The following is a 24,183-nucleotide window of genomic DNA, read 5'->3' as shown; positions in this document are numbered from 1 at the left end:
GGAGGGATCGGCGTACTAAGACAGCAGGATGACACGCGAAGGTCGCGTCCAAATTCGGTCATCGAAAATCTGGAATGAGGCCACCGACGCGTCTCAATATCGTACCGAATACTCACGAAAAAATGAGGAGCGTTCGATCCGCCGATCGACGCGTCAGCGGCCTCGATTGGGGTTTTGCACCGCGCTGGTCCCCCTCTCGAGGCCGCACTTTTTTTGCCCCTCGCAATATCGCCTTGTCACCGTTCCGCGTGCGCTGGCACGCGCGCGGAACGCCGCAGCAAAGCGGCACCCGCAGGTGATCTCATTTGATTGACGAAGACGTCGCGGCCGCGGCGTCTGCATCCAGGCACCGCGACCAGTGTTACGAAAGATTGCTACGCGGGTTGTAGGGGTGGCGATCGCGCCACTTGGTCATCAGGGCCTCGAGATCCGCATCGTTGCCGTCGGGGAGCATGATGCGGGTCGTGACGAACAGGTCGCCGCTTCCGCCGCTCTTCGGCAGGCCCTTGCCCTTGAGGCGGAAGGTCCGTCCGCTCGACGTATTCTTCGGGATCGACAATTCGACCGCGCTGCCCAGCGTCGGCACCCGCACCTTGGCCCCGAGCACCGCTTCGTACAGCGTGATCGGCAGATCGAGCCGGATGTCGCTGCCTTCGACCTTGAAATACGGATGCGGCGCGATCTGGATCGAGATCAGAAGGTCGCCCGGCTTATGGCCCGGCACTGTCTCGCCCTGCCCCTTGAGCCGGATCTGCTGGCCGGCGGCAACACCGGCCGGAATCTTGACGTTCAGTTCGCGCCCCGAGGGCAGCCGCACCCGCTTCTCGCCGCCATTGACCGCTTCCTCCAGCGTCACGGTCATCGCGACGTTGAGGTCAAGGTCGAGGCCTACGCCACCGGGTTCGAACTCAAACGGACTGCCGCCGGCGCGCGCACCGCGCGGGGCGCCGCCGAACATGCTGTTGAGAATGTCCTCGAAGCCGCCCGCACCGCCGCCAGGCCCACCGCCGCCGCGGAAGCTGTAGCTCTCGAAGCCGCCCGGTCCGGCCCGCCCGGCTCCACCGCCCGGAAAGCCCTGGAAGCGCGGCTTGCCTTCGGCATCGATCTCGCCCCGGTCGAACTGCTTGCGCTTCTCCTCATCCCCGAGGATCTCGTTCGCGGTATTGATCTCGGAAAATTTGGCCGACGCCTTCGGATCGTTCTTGTTGCTGTCGGGATGGTGCTTCTTGGCGAGCTTACGATAAGCGCTCTTGATGGCCGCAGCGCTGGCGCTCCGCGGCACCCCCAAGACCTCATAGGGGTCGCGCATCCGTCACGTCTCCTTACAGAAAATCAGATACTAACCTATGGGCTCCCCGCCCGCTTTGCATTTCATCTGGGGTTTCCGTTGTATTTTTGCAACGGGTTCCCGTAGATGAGCTAACTTTGCTGCCAGAGCTTCAGGCTCTGGATGCGCCAGCGGCCGCGTTCGATCCGGCAGGCGGACCCCTGCAGCCAGCGCTCCGTCCTGCCGTTGACATAGCTTGCCAGGAAATCGCGGCAAGTCCGGCCGTCATCACTGGTGTAGACCTTGGCGATCGGCGTCACCGAGCCACGGGCCCCGGTCTGCGGATTATGCCAGGGCTGGCTGGAATCCTTGTCCCCCTTGGTCAGCACGTCCGAGGCGGCATTGCGGGCAAACGCCAGATCGCCGTCGGTCGGCTCGACCGCCGCCGGCGCGCTGATCGATCCCGTGACGGGAGCCTCCTCCATCCTGGCGAATGCGGTCTCGGGGCGAGACATGGCGCAGCCGCCGGCGGAGAGCCCGATCAGAATCAGTGTAAGCGCGGTACCGGCGGAGCCGATCGTCGATAGGCCAAACCGCACCGATGCCCTATATAGGGCCGGAACAGACCGGCACTGCGCGCTCTTGGCCGCGAGTGAACGCAAAACTCGGACTCCCCTCCATGACCGACCCCACGACCATCAAACACCAGACAACCTTAACATCGGGTCACTCCGCCGATTTCACGCAGGCGGGCGAGCCATTTGCGCTGTTTGCCGGGTGGTTTGCCGAGGCCGCCAAAAGCGAGCCGAACGATCCCAACGCGATGGCGCTCGCCACCGTCGACGACACCGGCCTGCCGGATGTCCGCATGGTCCTGATGAAGGGCTATGATGAAGCCGGCTTCGTGTTCTACAGCCACAAGGCCAGCCAGAAAGGCCGCGAACTCGCCGCAAACCCTAAGGCGGCTTTACTGTTTCACTGGAAGTCGCTGCGCCGGCAGGTGCGGATCCGGGGCCCCGTCGTACCGGTGACGGACGAGGAAGCGGATGCCTATTTCGCCACCCGCCCGAAGCAGGCGCAGCTCGGCGCATGGGCCAGCAAGCAGTCGGAACCGCTGGAGAGCCGCTTCGCGTTCGAGCAGGCCATCGCCAAGGTCGCCACGCAATACATCATCGGCGACGTGCCGCGCCCACCCGGCTGGAGCGGCTGGCGCATCACGCCGCTGCGGATGGAATTCTGGCACGACCGTCCATTTCGCCTGCACGACCGGATCGAATTCCGCCGCGATGCGCCGGACCAGGGATGGACGAAGGTAAGGATGTATCCGTAGCCGCAACGTCATGGCCGGACCGACCATCAAGCCCGGCCATCCACGTCTTAGACACGAACACCAAGGCGCAGATGACTGCGCCTCCGCCACGCCGAAGGGACTGCGGTCCCGCAGGCGTGCTCAAGCCCGGGCATGACGACGCGGAAAGACGAAAGAAAGTACCATGGCTCCCTCATCCAACCAGCCGCGGCGCACGATGCTCCTGACGGGCGCAAGCCGCGGCATCGGCCACGCCACCGTGATTCGATTCTCCTCGGCCGGCTGGCGGGTCATCACCTGCTCGCGGCACCCCTTTCCGGAGGAATGTCCATGGGGGGCAGGACCCGAGGATCACATCCAGGTCGACCTTGCCGATCCCGACGACACCTTGCGCGCGATCGCCGAGATCAAACACCGGCTCGATACCGGCGAGTTGCATGCGCTGGTCAACAATGCCGCGATCTCGCCGAAGGGGCCCGGCGGCGCGCGGCTCGGCACCGTCGACACCGATCTCGACACCTGGAATCACGTTTTCCGTGTCAACTTCTTCGCGCCGATCATGATGGCGCGCGGACTGATCGAGGAGTTGAAGGCGGTCAAAGGCTCGGTCGTCAATGTCACCTCGATCGCCGGCTCGCGGGTGCACCCATTCGCCGGCGCCGCCTACGCGACCTCGAAGGCCGCACTCGCCGCGCTGACGCGCGAGATGGCATCCGATTTCGGCCGTGTCGGCGTGCGCGTCAACTCGATCGCCCCGGGCGAGATCGACACCTCGATCCTGTCGCCGGGCACCGAGAAGATCGTCGCCGAGCAGATCCCGATGCATCGGCTCGGCACCCCCGACGAGGTGGCGAAGATCGTTTACGTCCTCTGCACCGAGACGAGCTCCTACGTGAACGGCGCCGAGATCCACATCAATGGCGGACAGCATGTGTGAGGGCTGACCGCCCTCGAACCGGAGACGGGCGATCGCCTCGCCCGCTTGCACCCTCGCCTGGCCAACCAGACCGAAACCTGCGCGCAAACGAACGGCGCCGGAGCGTATGCTCCGGCGCCGCTGCACGACCTCGTCCGTATCAGTACCGACGGAAATGGTGGTGATGGTGATGATGGTGGTGGTGGCGGTAGCGCGGCGGCCTCACCACGATCACCGGGCGACGCCAGTGATGATGGTGGTGATGATAATAGCGGCCATACTGCACCTCCATCACCTGTGCTTCGTCCGATACAGCCCCCTGTTCGCGGTCCATCGCCTGGAGGATGGCGCCGGCATTCGGGATCGGCTCCAGCAGTTCGGCATAGGAGTTTGCGCGCAGCGCGTCGGCCGGGACCTGCAGCGGTGCAGCCTGGGATGACGCAAATGTGCCGAGTGCAGCCGCGGCACCCAAAAGTCCGGCGATCTTCTTGTCCAAAGTCTTCTCCGATGTGGTATTCGCCCCGCGACCAAAACCGCGGTCGCGGATAATAGTTCCTCTATTCCCGATTTGGGCTGGGGACGTGGCGCCGAAGCCTGATCGGCGACGACTCGCTCCATGCTCCGTCGTATCCTATCCTCCAGCGGATTGAACGGCGGATGAACATCCGCGATGGGACGCTTTGCCACATGAGGTCGCCGCGATGCTGGACGACGTGGAGGCACGGCTGGCGCCGTTCGCCGACAATGGCCTGGTCACGGAAGGGGTAGCGGCGACCGCACAGACGGTTCGGCGACGGCAACGTGACTGATTTGGACGGTCACATTTGGGCCGTCATACCTTGGCTGTCATACTGGACCGTTACAGCCGTGGTCCCGAACTTCGCGTCATATGGCCGCAGGTCGGGTTTGCGAGTTCGGCGTCAGCGATGCAGCAGTAAACTTGTTGATCGCGTACGGCCTTGAATTTGAAGTGCCGATAAGTGCGTGGGAGAATCTACCCCTCGCACACCAAGCCGCGCAAAATCTGGGCGGCGCGCCAGCGCAGGCGTGCGGTCTCGACGTTGAGCGCGGAGGAGCATTCCTCCTCGCGCTCGCCATCTTCCAGTTCGGCGCCGCAAAAGCGGCATGATCGGGGCGACAACGCGTAGCTGGCAAACGCGCCGGTACGGCCACGCTGATAGGCCGCAAGCTCGACCACGTTGTTCGATGCCGTTACGCGTTTCTCAATCATTGCCTGCCTCTTGGCTAAGGCGCGGTGACCGCGCCTTCGTGCTCGTGAGCGGGGCTCCAGAGGAGACGCGCATGCGTCATCACGGCCGTGCTCATGCATGGCTTATCGCAGAGAAGTTTCTTTCAAAGGTTCAGCGTACCGCTCAAATTTTACCTGAGGAATTGAGGCGGCTTTGCAGCTGCATGCATTTGGATCAGCGATTGCAGGCATGCCTGCGCAGGCGAATTTGCATGGGCTCATGCGACCTGTGTGAAGCGATCGTGAATCCTAGTTGCGAAAAACCGGCGTGAATAAGGCGCATTGGGCACCAATCAATTTGGCGCTTAGCTTTGATGCCAACTCTTCGCGGCAATTTCTGCCGGGCTCATAGCCATTTCTTCAATTTGAAGATGTAGTACGGGACGACCGCCGCGATCAACATCATGATCAGCGCCATCGGATAGCCGTGCACCCAATCGAGTTCCGGCATCACCTTGAAGTTCATGCCGTAGATCGATGCAATCAAGGTCGGCGGCATCAACACCACCGCCATCACCGAGAACAACTTGATGATGTTGTTCTGCTCGAGATTGACGACGCCGAGCATGGCGTCGAGCACGAATGTGATCTTGCTGGCGAGATAGGATGCATGGTCGGTCAGCGAGGCGACGTCGCGCTGCATGGTCTTGAGTTGCTCGCGCATGTCCTTCGACCATTTGACGCCCTCGACCGCGGCGGACAGGAAGGTGACGAGGCGGCCGATCGAGACCAGGCTCTCGCGCACCTTCGAAGTCAGGTCGCCCTTGCGGCCGATGGCGATGAGGATCTGCGAATATTGCTTGGCATGGCCGTGCCGCTCGGCATGCGGCTCGAAGATGTCGTGCGAGACTTGGTCGATATCGGCTCCGATCCGCTCAAGGATATCGGCGCAGCGGTCGATCACCGCGTCGAGCAGCTCCATCATGATCATTTCACCCGTGATCGTCGACGGGCAGCCGCGGGCAAGCTTGGCCTCCACCACCGCGAACGGCTTGGGCTGATCGTAACGGACCGTGACCAGGCGATGGGCCGACAGGATGAAGGTCACGGCCGTGGTCCGCGGCATGTCGCTGTCCGAATGACACATCAACGTGGCGGTCATGTAGCGCGCGCCGCTCTCGATATAGAGCCGGCTGGAGATTTCGATCTCCTGCATGTCCTCGCGGGTCGGCACCGCGATCCCCGCGAGCTTTTCCACCGCCCTGTCCTCGGCCCCGGTCGGGTTGACCAGATCGATCCAGACCGCGTTCTCCGGCAGCGCCGCGAGATCCCCAATCGCCGCCTTCTTCAGCGCGGATTCGCCAGGAACAAACACCGAGAACATCCGGGTCTCCAGAAAAACAAGGCCTTTGAAGGGCTTCTAACGTGATTCGAGCTGCTGCCTTGTGACGCAGCCTTGCCGACCGGTCCATCGGCTTTTTCGCAACGTGATTGCGGTCGGTTTGGAGCAAAATCGTTCAGACTGTGAACGGTCGTGCCCAGGACGGCACAGCTGGCACCGCCATCCCTGAAAATGTTGCGGCAAAAAGGCAACAACAGCGGCGCTGCAACGTCCGATCGGCATGCCAGCGCTGGAATTGTGATGCGATTTGTCGATAATGATGAGCAACGGAATCGTCGCGTTGGGGCTGCGTCGACCTGGGCTTGCGCAACCCAAACTTTAACTGGAAATTTACCATGTCGCTGAAGGTGAAATTCGGACTTCTGGCCGTGGGCCTGATGCTGTCGGGTTGCATGCAGGCCACCACCTACGAGGCGACCAACGCACAGGCCTTCAAGCCGAAGGACAAGGAACTCTTGTCCAAGATCCGCTACACCAACACACCGGTCGCCGAGCCGTTCCGGCGCGCCATCGTGGAATATCACCGCAAGGAAGCGCCGGGCTCGATCGTCGTCGATTCGGACAATCATTACCTCTATTACGTACTCGATAACGGCAAGGCGATCCGCTACGGCATCACCGTCGGCGAAGAGGCCATGGCTTGGTCGGGCATCGCCAAGGTCGGCGCCATGACCGAGTGGCCGGCTTGGCATCCCACCAAGGGCGAGATCGAGCGGCTCGGCGTGCCGACCTTTGTGCCGCCCGGACCGGACAATCCGATGGGCTCGCGCGCTATGTATCTTTATTCCAACGGCAAGGACACGCTGTTCCGCATCCACGGCACCAACCAGCCGGAATATATCGGCGCCTCGATCTCCTCGGGCTGCATCCGCCTCACCAACGAGGACGCGATCGACCTTTACAACCGCGTCAAGGTCGGCACCATCGTGGTGGTGCTGGAGCCGCACAAGGGCGACTCGCCGTTCAACTCGCAAATGGCTCTGCAGGGCGGCGGCAACACGGTCGCGATGCAGTAAGCGGCCTGACGGCAGAAACAAGCTTCCAATCAAAGCACAGAAACGCGTACACCATCCTTGCGAAAGCGCCGGTCGTTCCGGCGCTTTTTGTTTTTCAGCCTCCGGCTACGTGTGGAGCATCGGGGCGAACCCGGTTTGCAGCCGGTTGCTGCAAAGCGGGCGACCGCCTTCCGCGGGTGACATCAAAAGAACGACGCGAACGGATTCCAGATACGCGCCCGGCGGCGGTGTTTGCTCGGTACGGCCCGGTCGGCAGCCAGTTTTCTGCGCCCTGTCTTCTCGATGGCAACCTTGTTCGTCGAGACCTTTTCGGCTGACGCTTTATCGGGCGCCGGCGGCTTGGCCTGGCGGCCCATATCGGCAATGGCCTCACTGCGCGGCTCCGAATCAACCGAAGGCTTGTTCATCGATTTCTCGCTCCCGCCCGTGCTGCCGGTCGTCTGCTCGGCACCGCGTGCGGGCGAGGTCAGCTTCGGCGCCGCCGACTTGTCGGCGTTGGCTTCGGGAGAGGCTTGTTGTCGTTGAACTCCGTTACCGGCCGTCTGTTGGTCGCGGGGTTTGTCCGGGCTGGTCTTCCCGCTTGCAGTCTTGGCCTCTCCGACGGCCTCTCCCACGCTGGCGCCGGACCTAGCCTTGGCGCCGTTACCGCCCTGCCCGGCGTCTGCAACCGCGCGCGGCGGCGCCTCTTGCGGCCGTTCTTCCGGCAGCAGCGGTGCGACCTTGGGCATGGGATCGAGCACATCCCATTGGCAGATCCGATAGTCGTTGTGCCGCTGCATCAGATCTAGGTGGATGTGGTTCTCGTGATACCAATCGGAGTCCGGACCGAGGACCGTGGTGAAGCGCGTGCAGGCCGAATGCAGCAGGCTCTCGCGCAGTTCGCGCGGCTCGGTGCGATCGGTGAGCTCGATCATGCGGCCGTCGGCCAGCTTGAACCCATGGACGTCGATGGCATTGGCACGGCCGTGCTCGGAGAGCGGCGCGCCGGATTTGCCGTTGCGGCCGCGGCATTGATAGGCGTCGAAATTGTCGAGCGCGGAGACCTCGCTGCCAAGCTTCGCCACTTCCGGCGCCACATCGTTGCGGACCCAGTTTGCGAGCTCGGTCGCCATCGTGCAGCGCATCGTCGCGGCCGGCGTCAGCGCGACGCGTTTCTTGTCCGGCAGCACGATCGCCTCCAGCCGCACCAGATCGTCGCCGCCGCACTCGCCAGGCCCGTGGATCGCCGGAACCGACGGCGCAATCGCGATGTCCTCGGTCAGGGCAACCCGACAGGCCGAAGGTGGCGGGGGAACGGACGCCTTCGCCTCCTCGTTGGCCGGTTCAGCCTTGGCTGATCCGGATCTGGCGGGCTCAGACGCCGGGGTAGCTTTGGCCTGATCCCGTTGCGGGGCATCGGCCGGACGCGGCTGCGGCAGCGGCACCTTGGCCAGATGAACCGGCGGCGTGACATGGCGCGCTTTGTCCGCATGACGGGATTTGGCGGCGGCGGGAGGCAGCGCCGCGAGCCCGATCAGAGACGCGAACGCCACTGCGATAACCATGGACGAGCCTGCGGCATTGCTGCGTCCACAAGCCCATTTGCGCTGCGCCCAGCGCGCGCTAAACTCCGGGGAACCTTTCAAAATATCTCGCTGCAACAAGCGAATACCGCCTGGAGGAACGACCTTATGCTTGGTTTGATGCAAGACTGGCCCCTGCTCTGTCACCGGATCATCGAGCACGCCGCCACGATTCACGGCACGCAGGAGGTGGTGACGCGGTCGGTCGAAGGCCCCATCGTTCGCACGACTTACCGACAAATCCACGACCGGTCCCTCAAGGTCTCACAGATGCTGACGCGCGACGGCATCAAGCTCGGCGACCGCGTCGCCACCATCGCCTGGAACACCGCGCGCCATCTCGAAGCCTGGTACGGCATCATGGGCATCGGCGCGATCTGCCACACCGTCAATCCGCGCCTGTTCCCGGAGCAGATCGCCTGGATCATCAACCATGCGCAGGACCGCATCGTGATGACCGATCTGACCTTCGTACCGATCCTGGAAAAGATCGGCGACAAGCTTACGAGCGTGGAGCGTTACGTCGTACTGACGGACGCGGCACACATGCCGCAGACCTCGCTGAAGAACGCGGTCGCCTATGAAGACTGGATCGCGCAAGGCGATGGCGACTTCGCCTGGAAAACCTTCGACGAGAACACCGCGGCCGCGATGTGCTACACATCCGGCACCACCGGCGATCCCAAGGGCGTGTTGTATTCGCATCGTTCCAACGTGCTGCATGCCTTGATGGCCAATTCGAGAGATTCGCTCGGCACCTCGGCTGCAGATACAATGCTGCCGGTGGTTCCCTTGTTCCATGCCAACAGCTGGGGCATCGCCTTCTCGGCGCCCTCGATGGGCACCAAGCTGGTAATGCCAGGCCCGAAGCTAGACGGCGCCTCGGTCTATGAGCTGCTCGACACCGAGAAGGTGACCTACACCGCGGGCGTGCCGACCGTGTGGCTGATGCTGCTGCAGCACATGCAGGCGAACAATTTGAAGCTGCCGCATCTGAAGATGGTGGTGTGCGGCGGCTCGGCCATGCCGCGCTCGATGATCGAGACCTTCCTCGGCATGGGCATCGGGGTGCGCCATGCCTGGGGCATGACCGAGATGAGCCCGATCGGCACGCTCGCCACGCTGAAGCCGCCGTTCCTCGCCGCCGAGGGCGATGCCAGGCTCGACGTGCTGCAGACGCAGGGCTTTCCTCCGTTCGGCGTCGAAATGAAGATCACCGACGATGCGGGCCAGGAGCTGCCCTGGGACGGCAAGACCTTCGGCCGCCTCAAAGTATCGGGTCCCGCGGTCGCCAAGGCCTATTACCACGTCGACAGCAATATCCTGGACGACGAGGGCTTCTTCGACACCGGCGACGTCGCCACCGTCGATCCACACGGCTACATGCGCATCACCGACCGCTCCAAGGACGTGATCAAGTCCGGCGGCGAATGGATCTCGTCGATCGAATTGGAGAACCTCGCGGTCGGCCATCCCGCCGTGGCCGAGGCCGCGGTGATCGGCGTGTGGCACCCGAAATGGGACGAGCGGCCGCTCCTGATCATCCAGCTCAAGCAGGGCCAGCAGGCCACGCGCGAGGACATCCTGAAATATATGGACGGCAAGATCGCCAAATGGTGGATGCCGGATGACGTCGCCTTCGTCGACGGCATTCCGCATACGGCGACCGGCAAGATCCTGAAGACGGCGCTGCGCGATCAGTTCAAGAGCTACCGCTTCCCGAACGCGGCGGCGTAGCGTTCCGACGTGCTGAGTATCAGGCACGGCCTCTCCCGGAAGAGGCCGTGCCTCCGAGATGCGCCGACGCGTTCACCGGTATAACCGTATCAGCGTCGGTTCCATATCGTCCGGATGCACGACGAAAGACGAATAGGAGTGGCCGGCGGGGCTTTCTAAGTTCCCGGCCATTCAACGATAAAAATCGGGAAGGAAACGCCAATATGACCAAATTCGTCCGTCTCTTGCCCTGGCTCGTGAGCGCCTCGCTCGCGGCAACCGCGGCTCATGCCGCCGGCAACAAGGTCGTCATCGGCGACATCGACGACATGTCGGGACTCTATGCCGACGTCATCGGCCCCGGCGGAGTCGAGGCCGCCAAGATGGCGATCGAAGATTTCGGCGGCAGCGTGCTCGGCAACAAGATCGAGTTCATGGAGACCGACCATCAGAACAAGCCCGACATCGGCGCGCAGAAATTCCGCGAATGGGCCGACCGCGATGGCGTGACCATGATCCTTGGCGGCTCCAATACCGGCGTCAGCCTCGCCATGAACAACGTCGCCAAGGAGAAGAAGATTCCGTTCATCGCGATCGGCGCGGCCGGCGCCTCGCTGACCGGCAAGGACTGCACGCCCTACACCGTCCACTACGCCTATGACACGACTGCGCTGGCCAATGGCACGGCCAAGACCATGGTGAAACAGGGCGGCAAGAGCTGGTTCTTCCTGACCGCGGACTATGCGTTCGGCTATCAGTTGAAGGAAGCTGCCTCGAAGGTGGTCGAGGCAGCCGGCGGCAAGGTGGTGGGCGAGGTGCGCGTGCCGCTGTCGACCTCGGACTTCTCGAGCTATCTGCTGCAGGCGCAGAACTCGGGCGCGCAGGTGCTCGGCCTCGCCAATGCCGGCAACGACTTCACCAATTCGATCAAGGCGGCCGACGAATTCGGCATCGCGAGCACCATGAAACCGGCCGCACTGCTCGCCTTCATCAGCGACATCCACAGCCTGGGACTGAAGACCGCACAGGGTCTCTATCTCACCACCGGCTGGTATTGGGACCTCAACGACAAGACCCGGGCATTCGCCAAGCGCTATTACGAGAAGACCAAGCGCGAGCCCACCATGAACCAGGCGGCCTATTACTCGGCCACCCTGACCTATCTCAACGCCGTCAAGGCCGCCGGCACCACCGATTCCGACAAGGTGATGGACCAGCTGCGCAAGATCAAGATCGACGACATGTTCACGGACAACGGCAAGATCCGCGCCGATGGCCTAATGGAGCACGATATGTACGTCATGCAGGTCAAGAAGCCGGAGGAATCCAAATATCCGTGGGACTACTACAAGATCGTGCAGACCATGTCGGGCGAAGAAGCGTTCGGCAAGCTTTCCGACAGTGCCTGCCCGCTGGTCAAGCACTGAGCTGATACGCGCTCAATTCCGTCGAGCCAATTCTATCGAGTCATGGCGGCCTCCCTTCGCGACGAGCGATCGGAGGCCGCAATGATTTGCGGAACACCGCGTTGACGTGGCGCAACGTCCTGGGCTGTCGTTGCGATAGAAGGCCGTGATGACGAACGCAAAGCAGCCTGCCCCCGCGACCTGGCGCGACGTCCCCACCACTGTGCTGATGCTCGGGCTGGTGTCGTTGCTGATGGACATCTCCTCCGAGCTGATCCACGCGCTGTTGCCGGCGTTTCTGGTCACGACGATGGGCGCCAGCACGGTCATCGTCGGACTGATCGAGGGCGTCGCGGAGGCGACCGCCGCCATCACCAAAGTCTTCTCGGGGGCGCTGTCGGACTGGATCGGCAAGCGCAAGCTGCTGGTTGGGCTCGGCTACGGACTTGCCGCCGCGACCAAACCCGTGTTCCCGCTGGCCAGCACGGCCTGGCAGGTGCTGGCGGCACGAATCGTCGACCGCATCGGCAAGGGCATCCGCGAGGCTCCCCGCGACGCGCTGATCGCCGACGTCACTCCCGCAACGATCCGGGGAGCGAGCTATGGACTACGCCAGGCGCTGGATACGACCGGTGCCGTTGCCGGTCCCCTGATCGCGGTCGCCCTGATGGCGCTTTATACCGACGACTTCCGCGCCGTGTTCTGGTGGTCGGCGGTGCCGGCTGCACTCGCGGTGCTGTTGATCGTCGCCGGCGTTCGGGAGCCCAGCATGAGCGTCGAACAGCCGCATCGCCGGTCGCCGATCCGCCGCGAGGAGCTGCGACGGCTGTCGCACCTCTACTGGATCGTGGTCGCCACCGGCGCCGTATTCGCGCTGGCCCGCTTCAGCGAGGCATTCCTGGTGCTGAAGGCGCAGGCCGACGGCCTGCCCCTCGCGATGATCCCGCTCGTCTATGTGCTGATGAACCTGATCTACGCCGCGGTCGCGATGCCGGTCGGCGTGCTCTCCGACCGAATCGGGCGGAGCAACCTGCTGATCTGCGGACTGGTCGTACTCACCGGGGCGGACCTCACATTGGCGTTCGCGCCCGGCCTGACCGGCACTGCCGCAGGCGTCGCACTTTGGGGCCTCTATCTCGGATTGACACAAGGCTTGCTCTCGGCGCTGGTCGCCGACACTGCGCCGCTCGATCTGCGGGGCACCGCCTTCGGGATCTTCAATCTGGTCACGGGCGGCGCGCTGCTGGTTGCAAGCCTGCTGGCGGGATGGCTCTGGCACGCCTTCGGTCCACAGGCGACGTTTGCCGCAGGTGCGGCATTCTCGGCGGCAACGATCGTGATCATGCTCACCGCGCTGAAACCCGGCATCGGCCGGCACGCCTGAGCGCGGTACGGATCAACCGCAGCCCGCCAGGAGTTCCTGCCGGATTGATGCCCCCTTGAATTTACCCGATCCACGTGGTCTCACACCAGTCGAAGCGCCTTCGTCACGACGCAACAGCCCAGAGCCCAGATGGCCCGCAGATTTCACGCTCCCTATCTGTCGGAGCCCGTCTCCAGCCTGGCGACCTGGACCCGCAATCTCGCGGTGTTCTCGGTGGTGGCTGTGTTCGTCTCGATCCTCATTGTCCGCTTCGACTTCCTCGAGATGAAGCCGGCGCTCGCGACCTTCTTCGGTGCACTGGGGCTTGCGGTGCTCTCGATCCTGGTCGGGCTCGCCGCGTTCGTGGCCATCTGGCAGAACGGCAGCCGCGGCATGGGACGCATCCTGCTCGCCTTCCTGATCGACGCGGCCGTGCTCGCCTATCCCGCCTACCTCACTCTGCAATACCGCAAGCTGCCGAAGATCTACGACATCACCACCGACCCGATCGATCCCCCGCGCTTCGAGGCGCTCGCGCCTCTGCGCAGTGGTGACGGCACCAACACCGCGGTCTATGCCGGGCTCTATGCGGCCGAGCAGCAGCAGAAGGCCTATCCCGATATCGAGCCGGTGCAGCTCGAACTGTCGCCTGAGCGCGCCTACGCGATCGTGCTGAAGCTGGTCACCCGCCGCAAATGGTTCATCGTCGACGAGCGGGCGCCGCAGCCGCCGCGCCGAATCGGGCGGATCGAGGCGATCGCGCGCACCCCGATCATGGGCTTCCGTGAAGACATCTCCATTCGCGTGCAACCCGACGGCGAAGATGCCCGGATCGATATCCGCTCGGCCTCACGCTATTTCGATTCCGACCTCGGCAGCAACGCAGCGCGGGTGACGAAATTCATCGAGGATCTCAACACGGCCGGCGACGCCGAGGCGCAGAAGCCGGTCAAGAAGGTGATCCCGCCGCCGCCTGCCAAGCTGCCGGCGAAGACGGTGAAGAAGTGACGAGCTAATCGTTCGCCAACCGATACGTCCCGCCAATCACCGGATCGCCTTCCGTGGCAACCACGCCGCGAGCGACGAGGTCCTCCAGATGCGCGAGCACTGAATAGCCGGCCGCGGTCGTCAGCCGCGGATCGATGCCGATATAGCTGGCGCGCACGATGCTCGGAATGTCGGCCTCGCTCTTGCCGAGTCGATGCAGGATCGAGGCCTCGCGGGCCTGGCGATGCCGGATCAGGAACCGGACGTAGCGCGGAGCCTCGGGAATTTCGGGGCCATGACCTGAGAAATAAAGTTCCTCCGGCCGCGCCGCGAGCCGCTCCAGCGAGGCCATGTAGTCGACCATGGAACCATCCGGCGGCGCGACGATCGAGGTCGACCAGCCCATCACGTGATCGCCGACGAAGCTCGCACCTCGCTCAGGCCAGGCAAAAGCGAGATGATTGGCAGTGTGGCCGGGCGTGGCAACGGCCTCCAGCCGCCAGCCGTCACCTTCGATGACGTCGCCCTGGGCAACCCGTACATCCGGATCGAAGTCGCGGTCGGCGCCGGACTCCGGGCTGTGCTTCTCGCTCTCATAGCGCGGCCGCGAGGCCCGGTGCGGCCCTTCGGCATAAACCGTTGCACCGGTCGCAGCCTTCAGCCGGCCGGTGTTCGGCGAGTGGTCGCGATGGGTGTGGGTGACGAGGATGTGCGTGACGGTCTCGCCGCGCACGGCATTCAGCAGCGCCGCCGCATGGGCCTCGTTGTCGGGACCGGGATCGATGATCGCGACCTTGCCCTTGCCCACGATGTAACTGACCGTGCCGGTGAAGGTGAACGGGCTCGGATTGTTGCAGAGGACGCGGCGGATGCCGGGACGAACCTCTTCCACCACCCCTGGCTGGAGCGGGAAATTACGGTTGAATGGGACGTCGTCCTCGGCCATTGCAGCACCTTCTTACGCGAGGGGCAAACGGGCGCTCCGCTCTCGGCTCGTCATATCCCGCGAAAGCGGGATATCCCGTACGCCGCGGCGTGCATGAGACTCGATATGCCGGTGTTTACTGGATCGCCCGATCAAGCCGGGCGATGACAGCAAGAGCAACGGAGCGATAGCGACAACCTACCCGAATGCCTGGATGCCGGTGATGGCGCGGCCCAGGATCAGCGCGTGCACGTCATGCGTGCCCTCGTAGGTGTTCACCGTCTCGAGGTTCGCGGTGTGGCGCATCACGTGATATTCGATCTGGATGCCGTTGCCGCCGTGCATGTCGCGCGACATGCGCGCGATGTCCAGCGCCTTGCCGCAATTGTTGCGCTTGACGATCGAGATCATCTCCGGGGCCATCTTGCCCTCGTCCATCAGCCGGCCGACGCGGAGCGAGGCCTGCAGGCCGAGCGCGATCTCGGTCTCCATGTCCGCGAGCTTCTTCTGCACGAGCTGGGTGGCGGCGAGCGGCCGGCCGAACTGCTTGCGATCGAGCGTGTATTGCCGGGCGCGGTGCATGCAGTCCTCGGCCGCACCGAGCACGCCCCAGGAGATGCCGTAGCGGGCGCGGTTCAAACAGCCGAACGGCCCCTTCAGTCCGGAGACGTTCGGCAGCAGCGCGCTCTCCGGCACCACCACGCCGTCCATCACGATCTCGCCGGTGATCGAGGCCCGCAAGCTGAGCTTGCCGCCGATCTTCGGCGCCGACAGCCCCTTCATGCCCTTCTCGAGAATGAAGCCGCGGATCTGGTTGTCATGGGCGGCCGACTTGGCCCAGACCACGAAGACGTCGGCGATCGGCGCGTTCGAGATCCACATCTTGCTGCCGGTCAGCCGGTAGCCGTCCGAAACCTTCTCGGCGCGGGTCTTCATGCCACCGGGATCGGAGCCCGCATCCGGCTCCGTCAGGCCGAAACAGCCGACCCATTCGCCGCTCGCGAGCTTCGGCAGATATGTCTTGCGCTGGTTTTCGTCGCCATAGGCGTAGATCGGGTACATCACCAGCGAGGACTGCACCGAGTTCATCGAGCGGTAGCCGGAATCGACCCGTTCAATCTCGCGCGCGACCAGGCCGTAAGCGACGTAGCTCGCATTGGCACAGCCATATTCCTCCGGGAGCGTAATGCCGATCAGCCCCAGTTCTCCCATCTCGTTGAAGATCTCGCGATCGGTCTTCTCCTCGAGATAGGCCTTGGTCACGCGCGGCAACAGCTTGTCCTGCGCATAAGCGCGCGCGGTGTCGCGCACCATGCGCTCGTCTTCGGTGAGCTGATCGTCCAGCATGAACGGATCATCCCATTGGAAGCCGGCCTGGGACGGCTTGTCCTTCGCCTGGGGGCGCACGCTCATGAAAAATCCTTTCGCGTCATGACTGCGTATCTTGGCAGTTAATCTTGGCAGTTATGGAGGTTAAATCGTCGGGTTTCAGCCTTCAAGGCGTTCGTTGGCGACGATCTCGATGCCAAATCCGGACAAGCCTTTGTAGTCGTGCACCGACGAGGTGAGGTTCCGGATCGAGGTGATGCCGAGATCGCGCAGGATCTGTGCACCGACGCCGACCTCGCGCCACTGGCGATGACGATCCGCCTCCGCCGTTTGCATCTCGCCGACCGGCTCGACGGGCACGCCGGCCGCTCCGTCGCGCAAATACACCAGCACGCCGCGCCCGGCCTTCTTGAAGTGCTGCAGCACCTCCTGGACCCGCTGCGGACCGGTGATGAGATCCTTGACGATGTTCGGCTTGTGCAGCCGGGTCAGCACGTTCCTGCCGTCGCCGATCCCGTTATACACGAAGGCTGCGTGCATGATCGGGTCGAATGGCGAGCGATAGGCATAGCCCTGCAAGGGCCCGATCGGGCTGTCGGTGGTGAAGGTCGAGACCCGCTCGATCAGCTTCTCGCGCGCCTGCCGATAGGCAATCAGATCGGCGATGGTGACGTGCTTGAGCTTGTGGGCGGCGGCAAAGCGGACGACCTGCTCGCCCTTCATCACGGTGCCGTCGTCATTCATCAACTCGGAGATGACGCCGACCGGCGGCAGCCCTGCGAGCTTGCAGAGATCGACGGCCGCCTCGGTATGGCCCGAGCGCAGCAGCACGCCGCCATCACGCGCGATCAAGGGAAAGATGTGCCCGGGACGCGCGAAGTCATTGGCGCCCGCGTTCGGATTGGCCAACGCGCGGCAGCAGGAAGCGCGCTCTTCGGCCGAGATGCCGGTACCGCCGTCCGGCTTGTAGTCGATCGAGACGGTAAAGGCGGTTGTGTGCGCGGAATCATTGTACGCCACCATCGGGTCGAGCCGCAGCCGCCGCGCCTCTTCGGTGGTGATCGGGGCGCAGACGATGCCGGAGGTGTGGCGGATGATGAACGCCATCTTCTCCGACGTGCAGAACGACGCCGCGACGATCAGATCCCCCTCGCCCTCGCGATCATCGTCGTCAGTCACGACCACGAGCTCGCCCCTGGCGAACGCCTGCAAAACTTCCTGGATTGAATCGGCCATCACAGATCTCACTTGGTTCCCGGTGCTTTAGCCGGGTTCGCCGGGGGGCGCCAGAGGCCTGTTGGCAGGGCTTCCGCCATGCGAAACGCGCGCATCGACGTCCATGTCGGGACAATCTTCGCGGAGTTGTTTAGGATCGGCGGCAAACAAGAACAAGGGAGGCGCCGCACATGGCCTTATTCGATTTTTCTCCCCTGCTGCCCGCCGGCCTGCCGGCACCTGCGGCACGCTGGAACGGCCTTGCAAAATACAGCTTTGTCGGCGGCAACAACGATCCGGATGGCGTCCCGGTCGAGGATTTCCGCGCAGCGGCGGACGCCGTTCTCGTACGCGAGGGCCGCGGGCTTGCCACCTACGGGCTCGGGCACGGCCCCCAGGGATATCGGCCCCTGCGCGCCTTCCTTGCCGAGAAGCTCCGGCGGGACGCTGCGATCTCCTGCAGCGCCGACGACATCATGATGGTTTCGGGCTCACTGCAGGCGCTCGATCTCATCAACCAGGCGCTGCTTGCACGCGGAGATACCGTGATCGTCGAGCGGGACAATTATCAAGGCACATTGACCCGGCTCGCCAGGCTCGGCGTCGAGGCGGTGGGGATCCCGCTCGATCAGCACGGCATGCGGATGGACGCGCTGGCAGCGGCGCTCGCCGGGCTCAAGGCCCGCAGTATCCGGCCGAAATATATCTATACCATTCCGACCGTTCAGAACCCGACCGGCACCGTCATGCCGGAGAGCCGGCGGCTCGAGCTGCTGCGCCTGTCAGAACAACATGGTGTCCCGATCTTCGAGGACGACTGCTACGCCGATCTCACCTGGGACGGCCAGCGGCCGCGCGCGATCCACGCGCTCGCCGAGCATGGTGGCGTCATTCATATCGGCTCGTTCTCGAAATCCGTCGCTCCGGCGCTGCGGGTCGGCTTCGTGGTCGCACCCTGGCAGCTCATGTCGATCATGCTGGCCTTGAAGACCGACGCCGGCTCGGGCGCGCTGGAGCAGATGCTGCTCGCGGAATACTGCACGGCGCATTTCGACAGCCACGTGCCAGGGCTCGTCCGTGGCCTGCGCGCCAAGCTGGAAACCCTGATGGACGCGCTGAACGCAGAATTCGGCACGGCGGCCGAATTCGCAGCGCCGCACGGCGGCATCTTCCTCTGGGTCAAGCTGCCGGACCAGGTCGATGCCATGAGGCTCGCCCAAGCGGCCCTGAAGGCAGGCGTCGCGATCAATCCGGGACCGGAATGGTCGACCGATCCGGTTCATGCCGGAAGCCGGCTGCGGCTGTGCTTTGCCAGCCCCTCGCACCAGGAGATCCGCGACGGCGTGGCCATTCTTGCCGAGGTCTGCCGCCAGGAGTTCGGCGTGCCAATCCGATCAGCAAATATGGATAAGACGCGCCTCTAGAGGCGATCAACAGCGCTTGCAGCAATGCGTCCGACCGAAGTCGGATCCGGGAACGGAGGCGGAGGCATTGCACTGTTGGCGTGGCACGTTACGTTGGCTCTCGTCGCTCACCTCACTACGAAGCAGATTGCCCGTGTTGCATCCCCGACCGCTCTCCGCCGCAGTGTTGCTGATCTGTTTCGCGCCGCCCGTCGCGGCGGAAACTGCGGTCGAGGTCGCGCGCGATTGGGGGCTGCTCGGGACCTGGGCGGTCGATTGCGCAAAGCCGCCCAGACAAGGTCAAGGCAGTACGATTTCTTACGAAGCCACATCGGAGGGACACCTGATCTACCGGCGGGATCTCGACTCCTCCGACAACAACGAGGTTACGGGCGCCCGGATCGAACCCGATCACACGCTGGTGCTGTCGATCACGATGCCGCGCTATCGGCAGACGCGCGAGAACGGCGTCACGAAGCAGGCCGACGGCAGCATCCGCTCCATCTTCAATCGCAGTACTGACGGCAGCTACACGATCCGCGACGGCCGCTTCGTTGCCAATGGCAAGCCCACGCCGTCCTTGCGCAAGTGCGAGTAGGCGCCGCACCAAGTCGCGCCGGCTTCCGTCAGCTAAAGCAATACCGCACTCGGCCTGAACAAGCGTTCAGGAATTTGCTGTTAGTTCCAGCGGAACGTTTCCTCCACACGCGAAGTTTATCGTCCACCAAAGCTTGAGGAGGAGGACGACATGAAAAAGCTTGGCTTGGCTCTTGCCGCTCTGGGCGCGATGGTGATCGCGCTGCCGTCACTTGCCAGCGCGGAGACCGTGGTCATCAAGCGCGGTCATCGTCATCACTGGGACGGCGCGCGTGCCGAATACCGCGTGCACCGCGAGTGGCATCGGCCGTTCTACCACCACCACGACCGCACCGTGGTCATCAGGCACCGCCACGGCTACTGATCGCGAGCGCCGAAACCAGAATGGCCCCTTGCAGGGGCCATTCTCTTGCGCGCAAACCCTCGGACTTATTCTATTCAGTCCCACTCCGGCGCGAAGCCAGGATTCACGAAGCGCTGATCCTTGGGCAGCGCGGCGATGGTCTTGCGATCCTCATCGTCCAGTTGAAGCTTGAGGGCGTCGAGATTGGCTGTTTGGCTCTCCTTGCGCGCAGCCTTCGGAATCGCGGCTACCCCCTTCTGATCCAACAGCCATTTCAGCGCGACCTGAGCCGCACCTGCATTGTGTTTCCTGCCGATCGCGATCAGGGTCTCGTTCGACGCAGCGCGGCCCTGCGCCAGCGGACAATAGGCGACCAAGGGGATCGAGCGCTCGGCCATGTAGCGCATGACCTTACTCTGATCGAGCATCACGTGATACTCGATCTGATTGCAGGCGATCGGAGCCTTGACCTGCTCGACCGCCTGCTTGAGCAGCGCGACGGTAAAATTGGCGACGCCGATGGCGCGGGTGCGTCCCTGCTCCTTCAGTGACATCAGCGTCTCGAGCGCGGCCGGAAGATCCATGCCGGGGGCCGGCCAGTGGATGAGATAGAGGTCCACGAAATCGAGGCGCAGCTTCTTCAGGCTGGTGTCGAACGCACGGCGGATCGAATCCGGTGCGAGGTTCTCCGGCCAGACCTTGGTGGTGACGTGCAATTCCTGGCGGGGCACCCCCGCCGCAGCCAGCGCAGCCCCGACCGCATCCTCATTGGCGTACATCTCGGCGGTGTCGATATGGCGGTAGCCGAGCGCGAGCGCGCTCTCGACCGCCTCGCGGCACACGGTGCCCTGCATGCGGTAGGTGCCGAGCCCAAGCCGCGGCAGGCGGATGCCCTGAGTTTCAATGCTGTCCATGGAGGCCCTCGGGAAGCGCAGCGCCGAACGTGCAAAGCGCAAGCGATGACGACTGGCTGGATAATCAACGTGTTGGCGGGTGCAGATCAATCTGCCTGCGAGCGGATTGAGAGATCAAGCGCTCGTGCAGCAGATAGCAATCAAGATGATGCGAGGGGGTTCCAATCGGCATCACGGAGCCACTTCCAGGGGATGCGCCCTCACCTCCAGTTGCAGATGGCGCCGTTGCCGGGCCTGCACGGCCAAGTCTGGATCCGGGTGTCCATCGCTTCCGCATCAAATGGGTTGCCGCGACGGTGGGCAAGCCGGGCGCGAGCCGCACCGCGCGGCCGCGTTACCGCCGGCTCGGCCGAGGCACGGCGTGAGGCGGCAAGCGACTTGTCATGGGACTTGTCGTGGGATTTGGCTACGTGAATCCGCCGCGTGGCAATCGCGCGCGGCACATCGGCCTTGGTGTCGGGCTGTGCCGCGACTACCGTGTGATCACCCTTGGCCTCGATCGGAACCGGCTCGAAATGCGCCTCGGGGCCGAGCGGCGTCGGCGACAGCACCGCCTTCGAGAGTTCGAGCTGCAAGAAATCGTCCGGGCGGTACTCGCCCGCCAACGCCGCCGTCCCGGCGAACAGCGCGACGCCTGCAACAACCGCAAACATTTTCAGGACCATCGCTTCCTCCTGAATACGCGTACCGCAATACGCGCCCCGCCCCGCGAAATCAGATCACCGCAGCAGCCACTCATACGTGCTGATGGGGTCCTGCCGAGCCTGTTGTTCAAGTAACAGCTCAGTCCCCCGGATGGCCGGCCCCTCTGGACGCCCTCGATCAGTACGGCCCCGCTGCGCAACTCATCTAAGTTGCGCCCCGGCCATTTCCAGACGGCGATTAAAAATCAGGGTTAACCCACGGTCGTCGCGATGCTCACAGGACGTCAGATCGCGCTGCAGAGCGCGATGCGAAGCCGCAAGCTCTCCGCCGCACCAGGCGCGATATGCATGAGACCGGGCTTATCGACGAATTCGCCGTCGAAATCGACCGGGCTGGCATAGCCCCGCCACGGCTCGACACAGAGGAACGGTGCGCCGGATGGTTTCGACCAGATGCCGAGCTCGCGGAAGCCCTCCCAGGCGATGCCGATTGCCGGTTCGCGGTCTCCGGCATAGCGGAGCGAGCGGCTACCGACCCGATCCAGGATGACGGCATCCTCGGCGAACAGGGCTTCCCGCAGCGGCAGCACCCGGCCTTGGACCGGTGAGGGTTCGGGCGCGACACGCGTCAGCCCGCCGGCCAGGCGGCGGATCGGGGCCAACTCATCCTGCGCGAAGATCAGCCGGTAGCTGTCTTTCGGCGCCTCCGGGGAAAGCGGCCAATTGAACGCGGGATGGGCGCCGAACGAGGCCGGCAACACCTCGGCGCCGGGATTTTCGATTGTGACGGCGATGTCGAGGCTAGCGGCCTCGATCCGGTAGCTCACGGCCAGGCGGAAGGCGAATGGATAGCGCGCTCGCGTCGTCTCGCTGTCGGTCAGCAGCAGCGAGCAGGAACTGGCCTCGCACTCCCGCCAGGCGAAACGAAGATCGCGGGCAAAGCCGTGCTGGGTCATCGGATAGGTCCGGCCCCGGTGATGCAGCTCGTCACCCTTCAGCCGGCCCACGATGGGAAACAGCCAGGGGGCATGACGCGGCCAGGCCGGCCCGGCCTGCCAGAGCAGTTCCAGCCCTTCCGGTGTCTTCAGCGAGCACAGCTCGGCGCCATCGGCCTTGATGCTGGCCGTGAGGCCGCCCGCACAGATGGTCTGAATGTCGTCCGTCATGTCCCTACCCGCACCATGATGACCAGTCTCGGCTGTTGATGCCGGATCGCGCAAATGCCGTCCAGCGGCACCATACGAATTGCCGCGCCGACAGGCGGGCTGCGCCGATTCTTCATGCAGCACGGCCGCTTGCCGGTCACGTTCATTCGTGTACGAATGAACAATCCGGCTTGATGCTGCGCCGCGCCCCGGCGCAGAGTCCGAGACAACCGCTTTCGTGAGGAAAGGAACGTTCGATGGCCCATGACGCGCCGCAAGCCACCGGCCCCAGCAAGCTGGTGATCCGCAATATCGGCTTGATGCTGTCGGGCGCGCTGGAGCGGCCCATTCTGGACGCCGACACCATCGTTGCCGAGAGCGGCAAGATCACCGCGGTCGGCCGCTTCAAGGACGTGGACACCGAAGGCGCCACGACGATCGTCGATGCGCACGGCACCACGGTGGCGCCGGGCCTGATCGACAGCCATGTGCACCCGGTGGCCGGCGATTGGACGCCGCGGCAGAACCAGATCAACTGGATCGATTCCTATCTCCATGGCGGCGTCACGACGATGATCTCGGCGGGCGAAGTGCATATGCCGGGACGGCCGCGCGACGTGGTCGGGCTGAAGGCGATGGCGATCTTTGCGCAGCGCGCGTTCTGGACGCTGCGTCCGGGCGGCGTGAAGGTGCATGCCGGTGCGCCGGTGATCGAATGCGAGATGGTCGAGGACGATTTCAAGGAGCTTGCGGCGGCCGGCGTCAAGCTGCTCGGCGAGGTCGGCCTCGGCGGCGTCAAGGACGGCCCGACCGCGCGCAAGATGGTCGGCTGGGCCCGCAAATACGGCATCCAGAGCACGATCCATACTGGCGGGCCCTCGATCCCGGGCTCGGGCCTGATCGACAAGGACGTCGTGCTGGAGGCCGATACCGACGTGGTCGGCCACATCAACGGCGGACACACTGCCCTCCCCGACGATCAGATCCGCTGCATCTGCGAGGGCTGCAAGCGCGGGCTCGAACTCGTGCATAACGGCAACGAGCGCTCGGCGCTGTACACCCTGCGTACCGCGCGCGAAATGGGCGACCTCGCCCGGATCATCCTCGGCACCGATGCGCCGGCCGGCTCCGGCGTGCAGCCGCTCGGCATCTTGCGCATGATTTCGATGCTGTCCTCGCTGGGCGAGGTGCCGGCGGAGATCGCGTTCTGCTTCGCCACCGGCAACACGGCGCGGATGCGCGCGCTGGATTGCGGGCTGATCGAGGTCGGCCGCTCCGCCGACTTCGTCCTGCTCGATAAGGCACAGCACTCGCCGGCCAAGACGCTGCTCGACAGCGTGCAGCTCGGCGACCTGCCGGGCGTCGGGATGACCATCATCGACGGCATCGTCCGCACCCAGCGCAGCCGCAACACCCCGCCGGCGGAAAAGGTGCCGGAGATCATGGCGAAGTAGTTCTTCGGCGCCACGCACCGTCATTCCGGGGCGCGCGCGAACCCGGAAATCCCGATGTGAGCAACGTCATTGCGAGGAGCG

General features: G+C 64.1%; 23 protein-coding genes. 11 read left to right on the top strand and 12 right to left on the bottom strand.

Going from position 1 to position 24,183, the window contains the following annotated elements:
• Positions 1–361: 361 nt before the first annotated feature.
• Positions 362–1,309 (bottom strand): DnaJ C-terminal domain-containing protein, encoded by a 948-nt coding sequence (locus QX071_RS13220; RefSeq protein WP_315706947.1) that lies wholly within the window; start codon positions 1,307–1,309, stop codon positions 362–364.
• 110 nt (positions 1,310–1,419) lie between these two features.
• Complete coding sequence (locus QX071_RS13215; protein ID WP_315706946.1) at positions 1,420–1,782, bottom strand: RT0821/Lpp0805 family surface protein; 363 nt, start codon at positions 1,780–1,782, stop codon at positions 1,420–1,422.
• A 164-nt stretch (positions 1,783–1,946) separates the two neighbouring features.
• On the opposite strand from QX071_RS13215, the gene pdxH reads away from it, so the two are divergent.
• Both pdxH and QX071_RS13205 read left to right on the top strand, forming a co-directional pair.
• On the top strand, positions 1,947–2,597 hold the full coding sequence (gene pdxH / locus QX071_RS13210; RefSeq protein WP_315706994.1) for a pyridoxamine 5'-phosphate oxidase: 651 nt from the start codon (positions 1,947–1,949) through the stop codon (positions 2,595–2,597).
• 163 nt (positions 2,598–2,760) lie between these two features.
• Positions 2,761–3,513 (top strand): SDR family oxidoreductase, encoded by a 753-nt coding sequence (locus QX071_RS13205; protein WP_315706945.1) that lies wholly within the window; start codon positions 2,761–2,763, stop codon positions 3,511–3,513.
• A 139-nt stretch (positions 3,514–3,652) separates the two neighbouring features.
• Here the strand turns inward: QX071_RS13205 and QX071_RS13200 are convergent, their stop codons facing one another.
• The 3 genes from QX071_RS13200 to QX071_RS13190 all read right to left on the bottom strand — a co-directional run bounded on the left by QX071_RS13200 (position 3,653) and on the right by QX071_RS13190 (position 6,065).
• Complete coding sequence (locus QX071_RS13200) at positions 3,653–3,988, bottom strand: hypothetical protein (RefSeq protein WP_315706944.1); 336 nt, start codon at positions 3,986–3,988, stop codon at positions 3,653–3,655.
• 498 nt (positions 3,989–4,486) lie between these two features.
• Positions 4,487–4,723 carry a hypothetical protein gene (locus QX071_RS13195; RefSeq protein WP_315706943.1) on the bottom strand — a complete coding sequence of 79 codons (237 nt, stop codon included), beginning with the start codon at positions 4,721–4,723 and terminating at the stop codon, positions 4,487–4,489.
• Between the two features lie 364 nt (positions 4,724–5,087).
• A complete protein-coding gene (locus tag QX071_RS13190) occupies positions 5,088–6,065 on the bottom strand; it encodes a magnesium transporter CorA family protein (RefSeq protein ID WP_315706942.1) in 978 nt (325 codons plus the stop codon).
• 353 nt (positions 6,066–6,418) lie between these two features.
• On the opposite strand from QX071_RS13190, the gene QX071_RS13185 reads away from it, so the two are divergent.
• Positions 6,419–7,099: a L,D-transpeptidase gene (locus tag QX071_RS13185; RefSeq protein WP_315706941.1), complete on the top strand. Its 681-nt coding sequence runs from the start codon at positions 6,419–6,421 to the stop codon at positions 7,097–7,099.
• Positions 7,100–7,281: 182 nt separating this feature from the next.
• On the opposite strand, the gene QX071_RS13180 is transcribed toward QX071_RS13185, so the two are convergent.
• The gene (locus tag QX071_RS13180; RefSeq protein ID WP_316201062.1) at positions 7,282–8,823 is read right to left on the bottom strand and encodes an extensin family protein; all 1,542 of its coding nucleotides are present in this window, start codon (positions 8,821–8,823) and stop codon (positions 7,282–7,284) included.
• On the opposite strand from QX071_RS13180, the gene QX071_RS13175 reads away from it, so the two are divergent.
• The 4 genes from QX071_RS13175 (at position 8,770) to QX071_RS13160 (ending at position 14,154) form a co-directional block, all read left to right on the top strand.
• Complete coding sequence (locus tag QX071_RS13175; protein WP_315706939.1) at positions 8,770–10,398, top strand: fatty-acid--CoA ligase; 1,629 nt, start codon at positions 8,770–8,772, stop codon at positions 10,396–10,398. The two genes, QX071_RS13180 and QX071_RS13175, sit on opposite strands and share 54 nt — an antisense overlap.
• A 203-nt stretch (positions 10,399–10,601) precedes the next feature.
• Entirely contained in the window at positions 10,602–11,804 is a 1,203-nt protein-coding gene (locus QX071_RS13170) for an ABC transporter substrate-binding protein (RefSeq protein WP_315706938.1), read from the top strand.
• A 148-nt stretch (positions 11,805–11,952) separates the two neighbouring features.
• Positions 11,953–13,167 (top strand): MFS transporter, encoded by a 1,215-nt coding sequence (locus QX071_RS13165; RefSeq protein ID WP_315706937.1) that lies wholly within the window; start codon positions 11,953–11,955, stop codon positions 13,165–13,167.
• A 129-nt stretch (positions 13,168–13,296) separates the two neighbouring features.
• Positions 13,297–14,154: a DUF1499 domain-containing protein gene (locus QX071_RS13160; protein WP_315706936.1), complete on the top strand. Its 858-nt coding sequence runs from the start codon at positions 13,297–13,299 to the stop codon at positions 14,152–14,154.
• Positions 14,155–14,158: 4 nt separating this feature from the next.
• On the opposite strand, the gene QX071_RS13155 is transcribed toward QX071_RS13160, so the two are convergent.
• From QX071_RS13155 to ribB, 3 genes are all read right to left on the bottom strand, one after another.
• The gene (locus QX071_RS13155) at positions 14,159–15,079 is read right to left on the bottom strand and encodes an MBL fold metallo-hydrolase (RefSeq protein ID WP_315728368.1); all 921 of its coding nucleotides are present in this window, start codon (positions 15,077–15,079) and stop codon (positions 14,159–14,161) included.
• A gap of 177 nt (positions 15,080–15,256) precedes the next feature.
• Positions 15,257–16,471, bottom strand: coding sequence for an acyl-CoA dehydrogenase (locus QX071_RS13150; protein WP_315706934.1), 1,215 nt, complete (start codon positions 16,469–16,471; stop codon positions 15,257–15,259).
• Between the two features lie 75 nt (positions 16,472–16,546).
• Positions 16,547–17,623 (bottom strand): 3,4-dihydroxy-2-butanone-4-phosphate synthase, encoded by a 1,077-nt coding sequence (gene ribB, locus QX071_RS13145; RefSeq protein ID WP_315706933.1) that lies wholly within the window; start codon positions 17,621–17,623, stop codon positions 16,547–16,549.
• 170 nt (positions 17,624–17,793) lie between these two features.
• Between ribB and QX071_RS13140 the strand changes: the two genes are divergently transcribed.
• From QX071_RS13140 to QX071_RS13130, 3 genes are all read left to right on the top strand, one after another.
• Positions 17,794–19,026 carry a PLP-dependent aminotransferase family protein gene (locus tag QX071_RS13140; RefSeq protein ID WP_315728370.1) on the top strand — a complete coding sequence of 411 codons (1,233 nt, stop codon included), beginning with the start codon at positions 17,794–17,796 and terminating at the stop codon, positions 19,024–19,026.
• Positions 19,027–19,159: 133 nt separating this feature from the next.
• Entirely contained in the window at positions 19,160–19,603 is a 444-nt protein-coding gene (locus QX071_RS13135) for a hypothetical protein (RefSeq protein ID WP_316171775.1), read from the top strand.
• Positions 19,604–19,753: 150 nt separating this feature from the next.
• On the top strand, positions 19,754–19,966 hold the full coding sequence (locus QX071_RS13130; protein ID WP_315706930.1) for a hypothetical protein: 213 nt from the start codon (positions 19,754–19,756) through the stop codon (positions 19,964–19,966).
• A 74-nt stretch (positions 19,967–20,040) separates the two neighbouring features.
• Here QX071_RS13130 and QX071_RS13125 read toward each other — a convergent pair whose 3' ends face one another.
• The 3 genes from QX071_RS13125 to QX071_RS13115 form a co-directional block, all read right to left on the bottom strand.
• Positions 20,041–20,859: an aldo/keto reductase gene (locus QX071_RS13125; protein ID WP_315706929.1), complete on the bottom strand. Its 819-nt coding sequence runs from the start codon at positions 20,857–20,859 to the stop codon at positions 20,041–20,043.
• 200 nt (positions 20,860–21,059) lie between these two features.
• Positions 21,060–21,524, bottom strand: a complete 465-nt coding sequence (locus tag QX071_RS13120; protein ID WP_315706928.1) for a hypothetical protein — start codon at positions 21,522–21,524, stop codon at positions 21,060–21,062.
• Between the two features lie 263 nt (positions 21,525–21,787).
• Complete coding sequence (locus tag QX071_RS13115) at positions 21,788–22,669, bottom strand: aldose 1-epimerase family protein (protein WP_316171773.1); 882 nt, start codon at positions 22,667–22,669, stop codon at positions 21,788–21,790.
• Positions 22,670–22,905: 236 nt separating this feature from the next.
• Between QX071_RS13115 and QX071_RS13110 the strand changes: the two genes are divergently transcribed.
• Entirely contained in the window at positions 22,906–24,102 is a 1,197-nt protein-coding gene (locus QX071_RS13110) for an amidohydrolase family protein (RefSeq protein WP_315766818.1), read from the top strand.
• Positions 24,103–24,183 lie beyond the last annotated feature (81 nt).

This window comes from Bradyrhizobium sp. SZCCHNS1022 (genome assembly GCF_032484835.1).
In the GTDB taxonomy this organism is placed as follows: domain Bacteria; phylum Pseudomonadota; class Alphaproteobacteria; order Rhizobiales; family Xanthobacteraceae; genus Bradyrhizobium.
The sequence above is the reverse complement of the archived record's forward strand: the minus strand, read 5'-3'. Positions and strand labels throughout refer to the sequence as shown.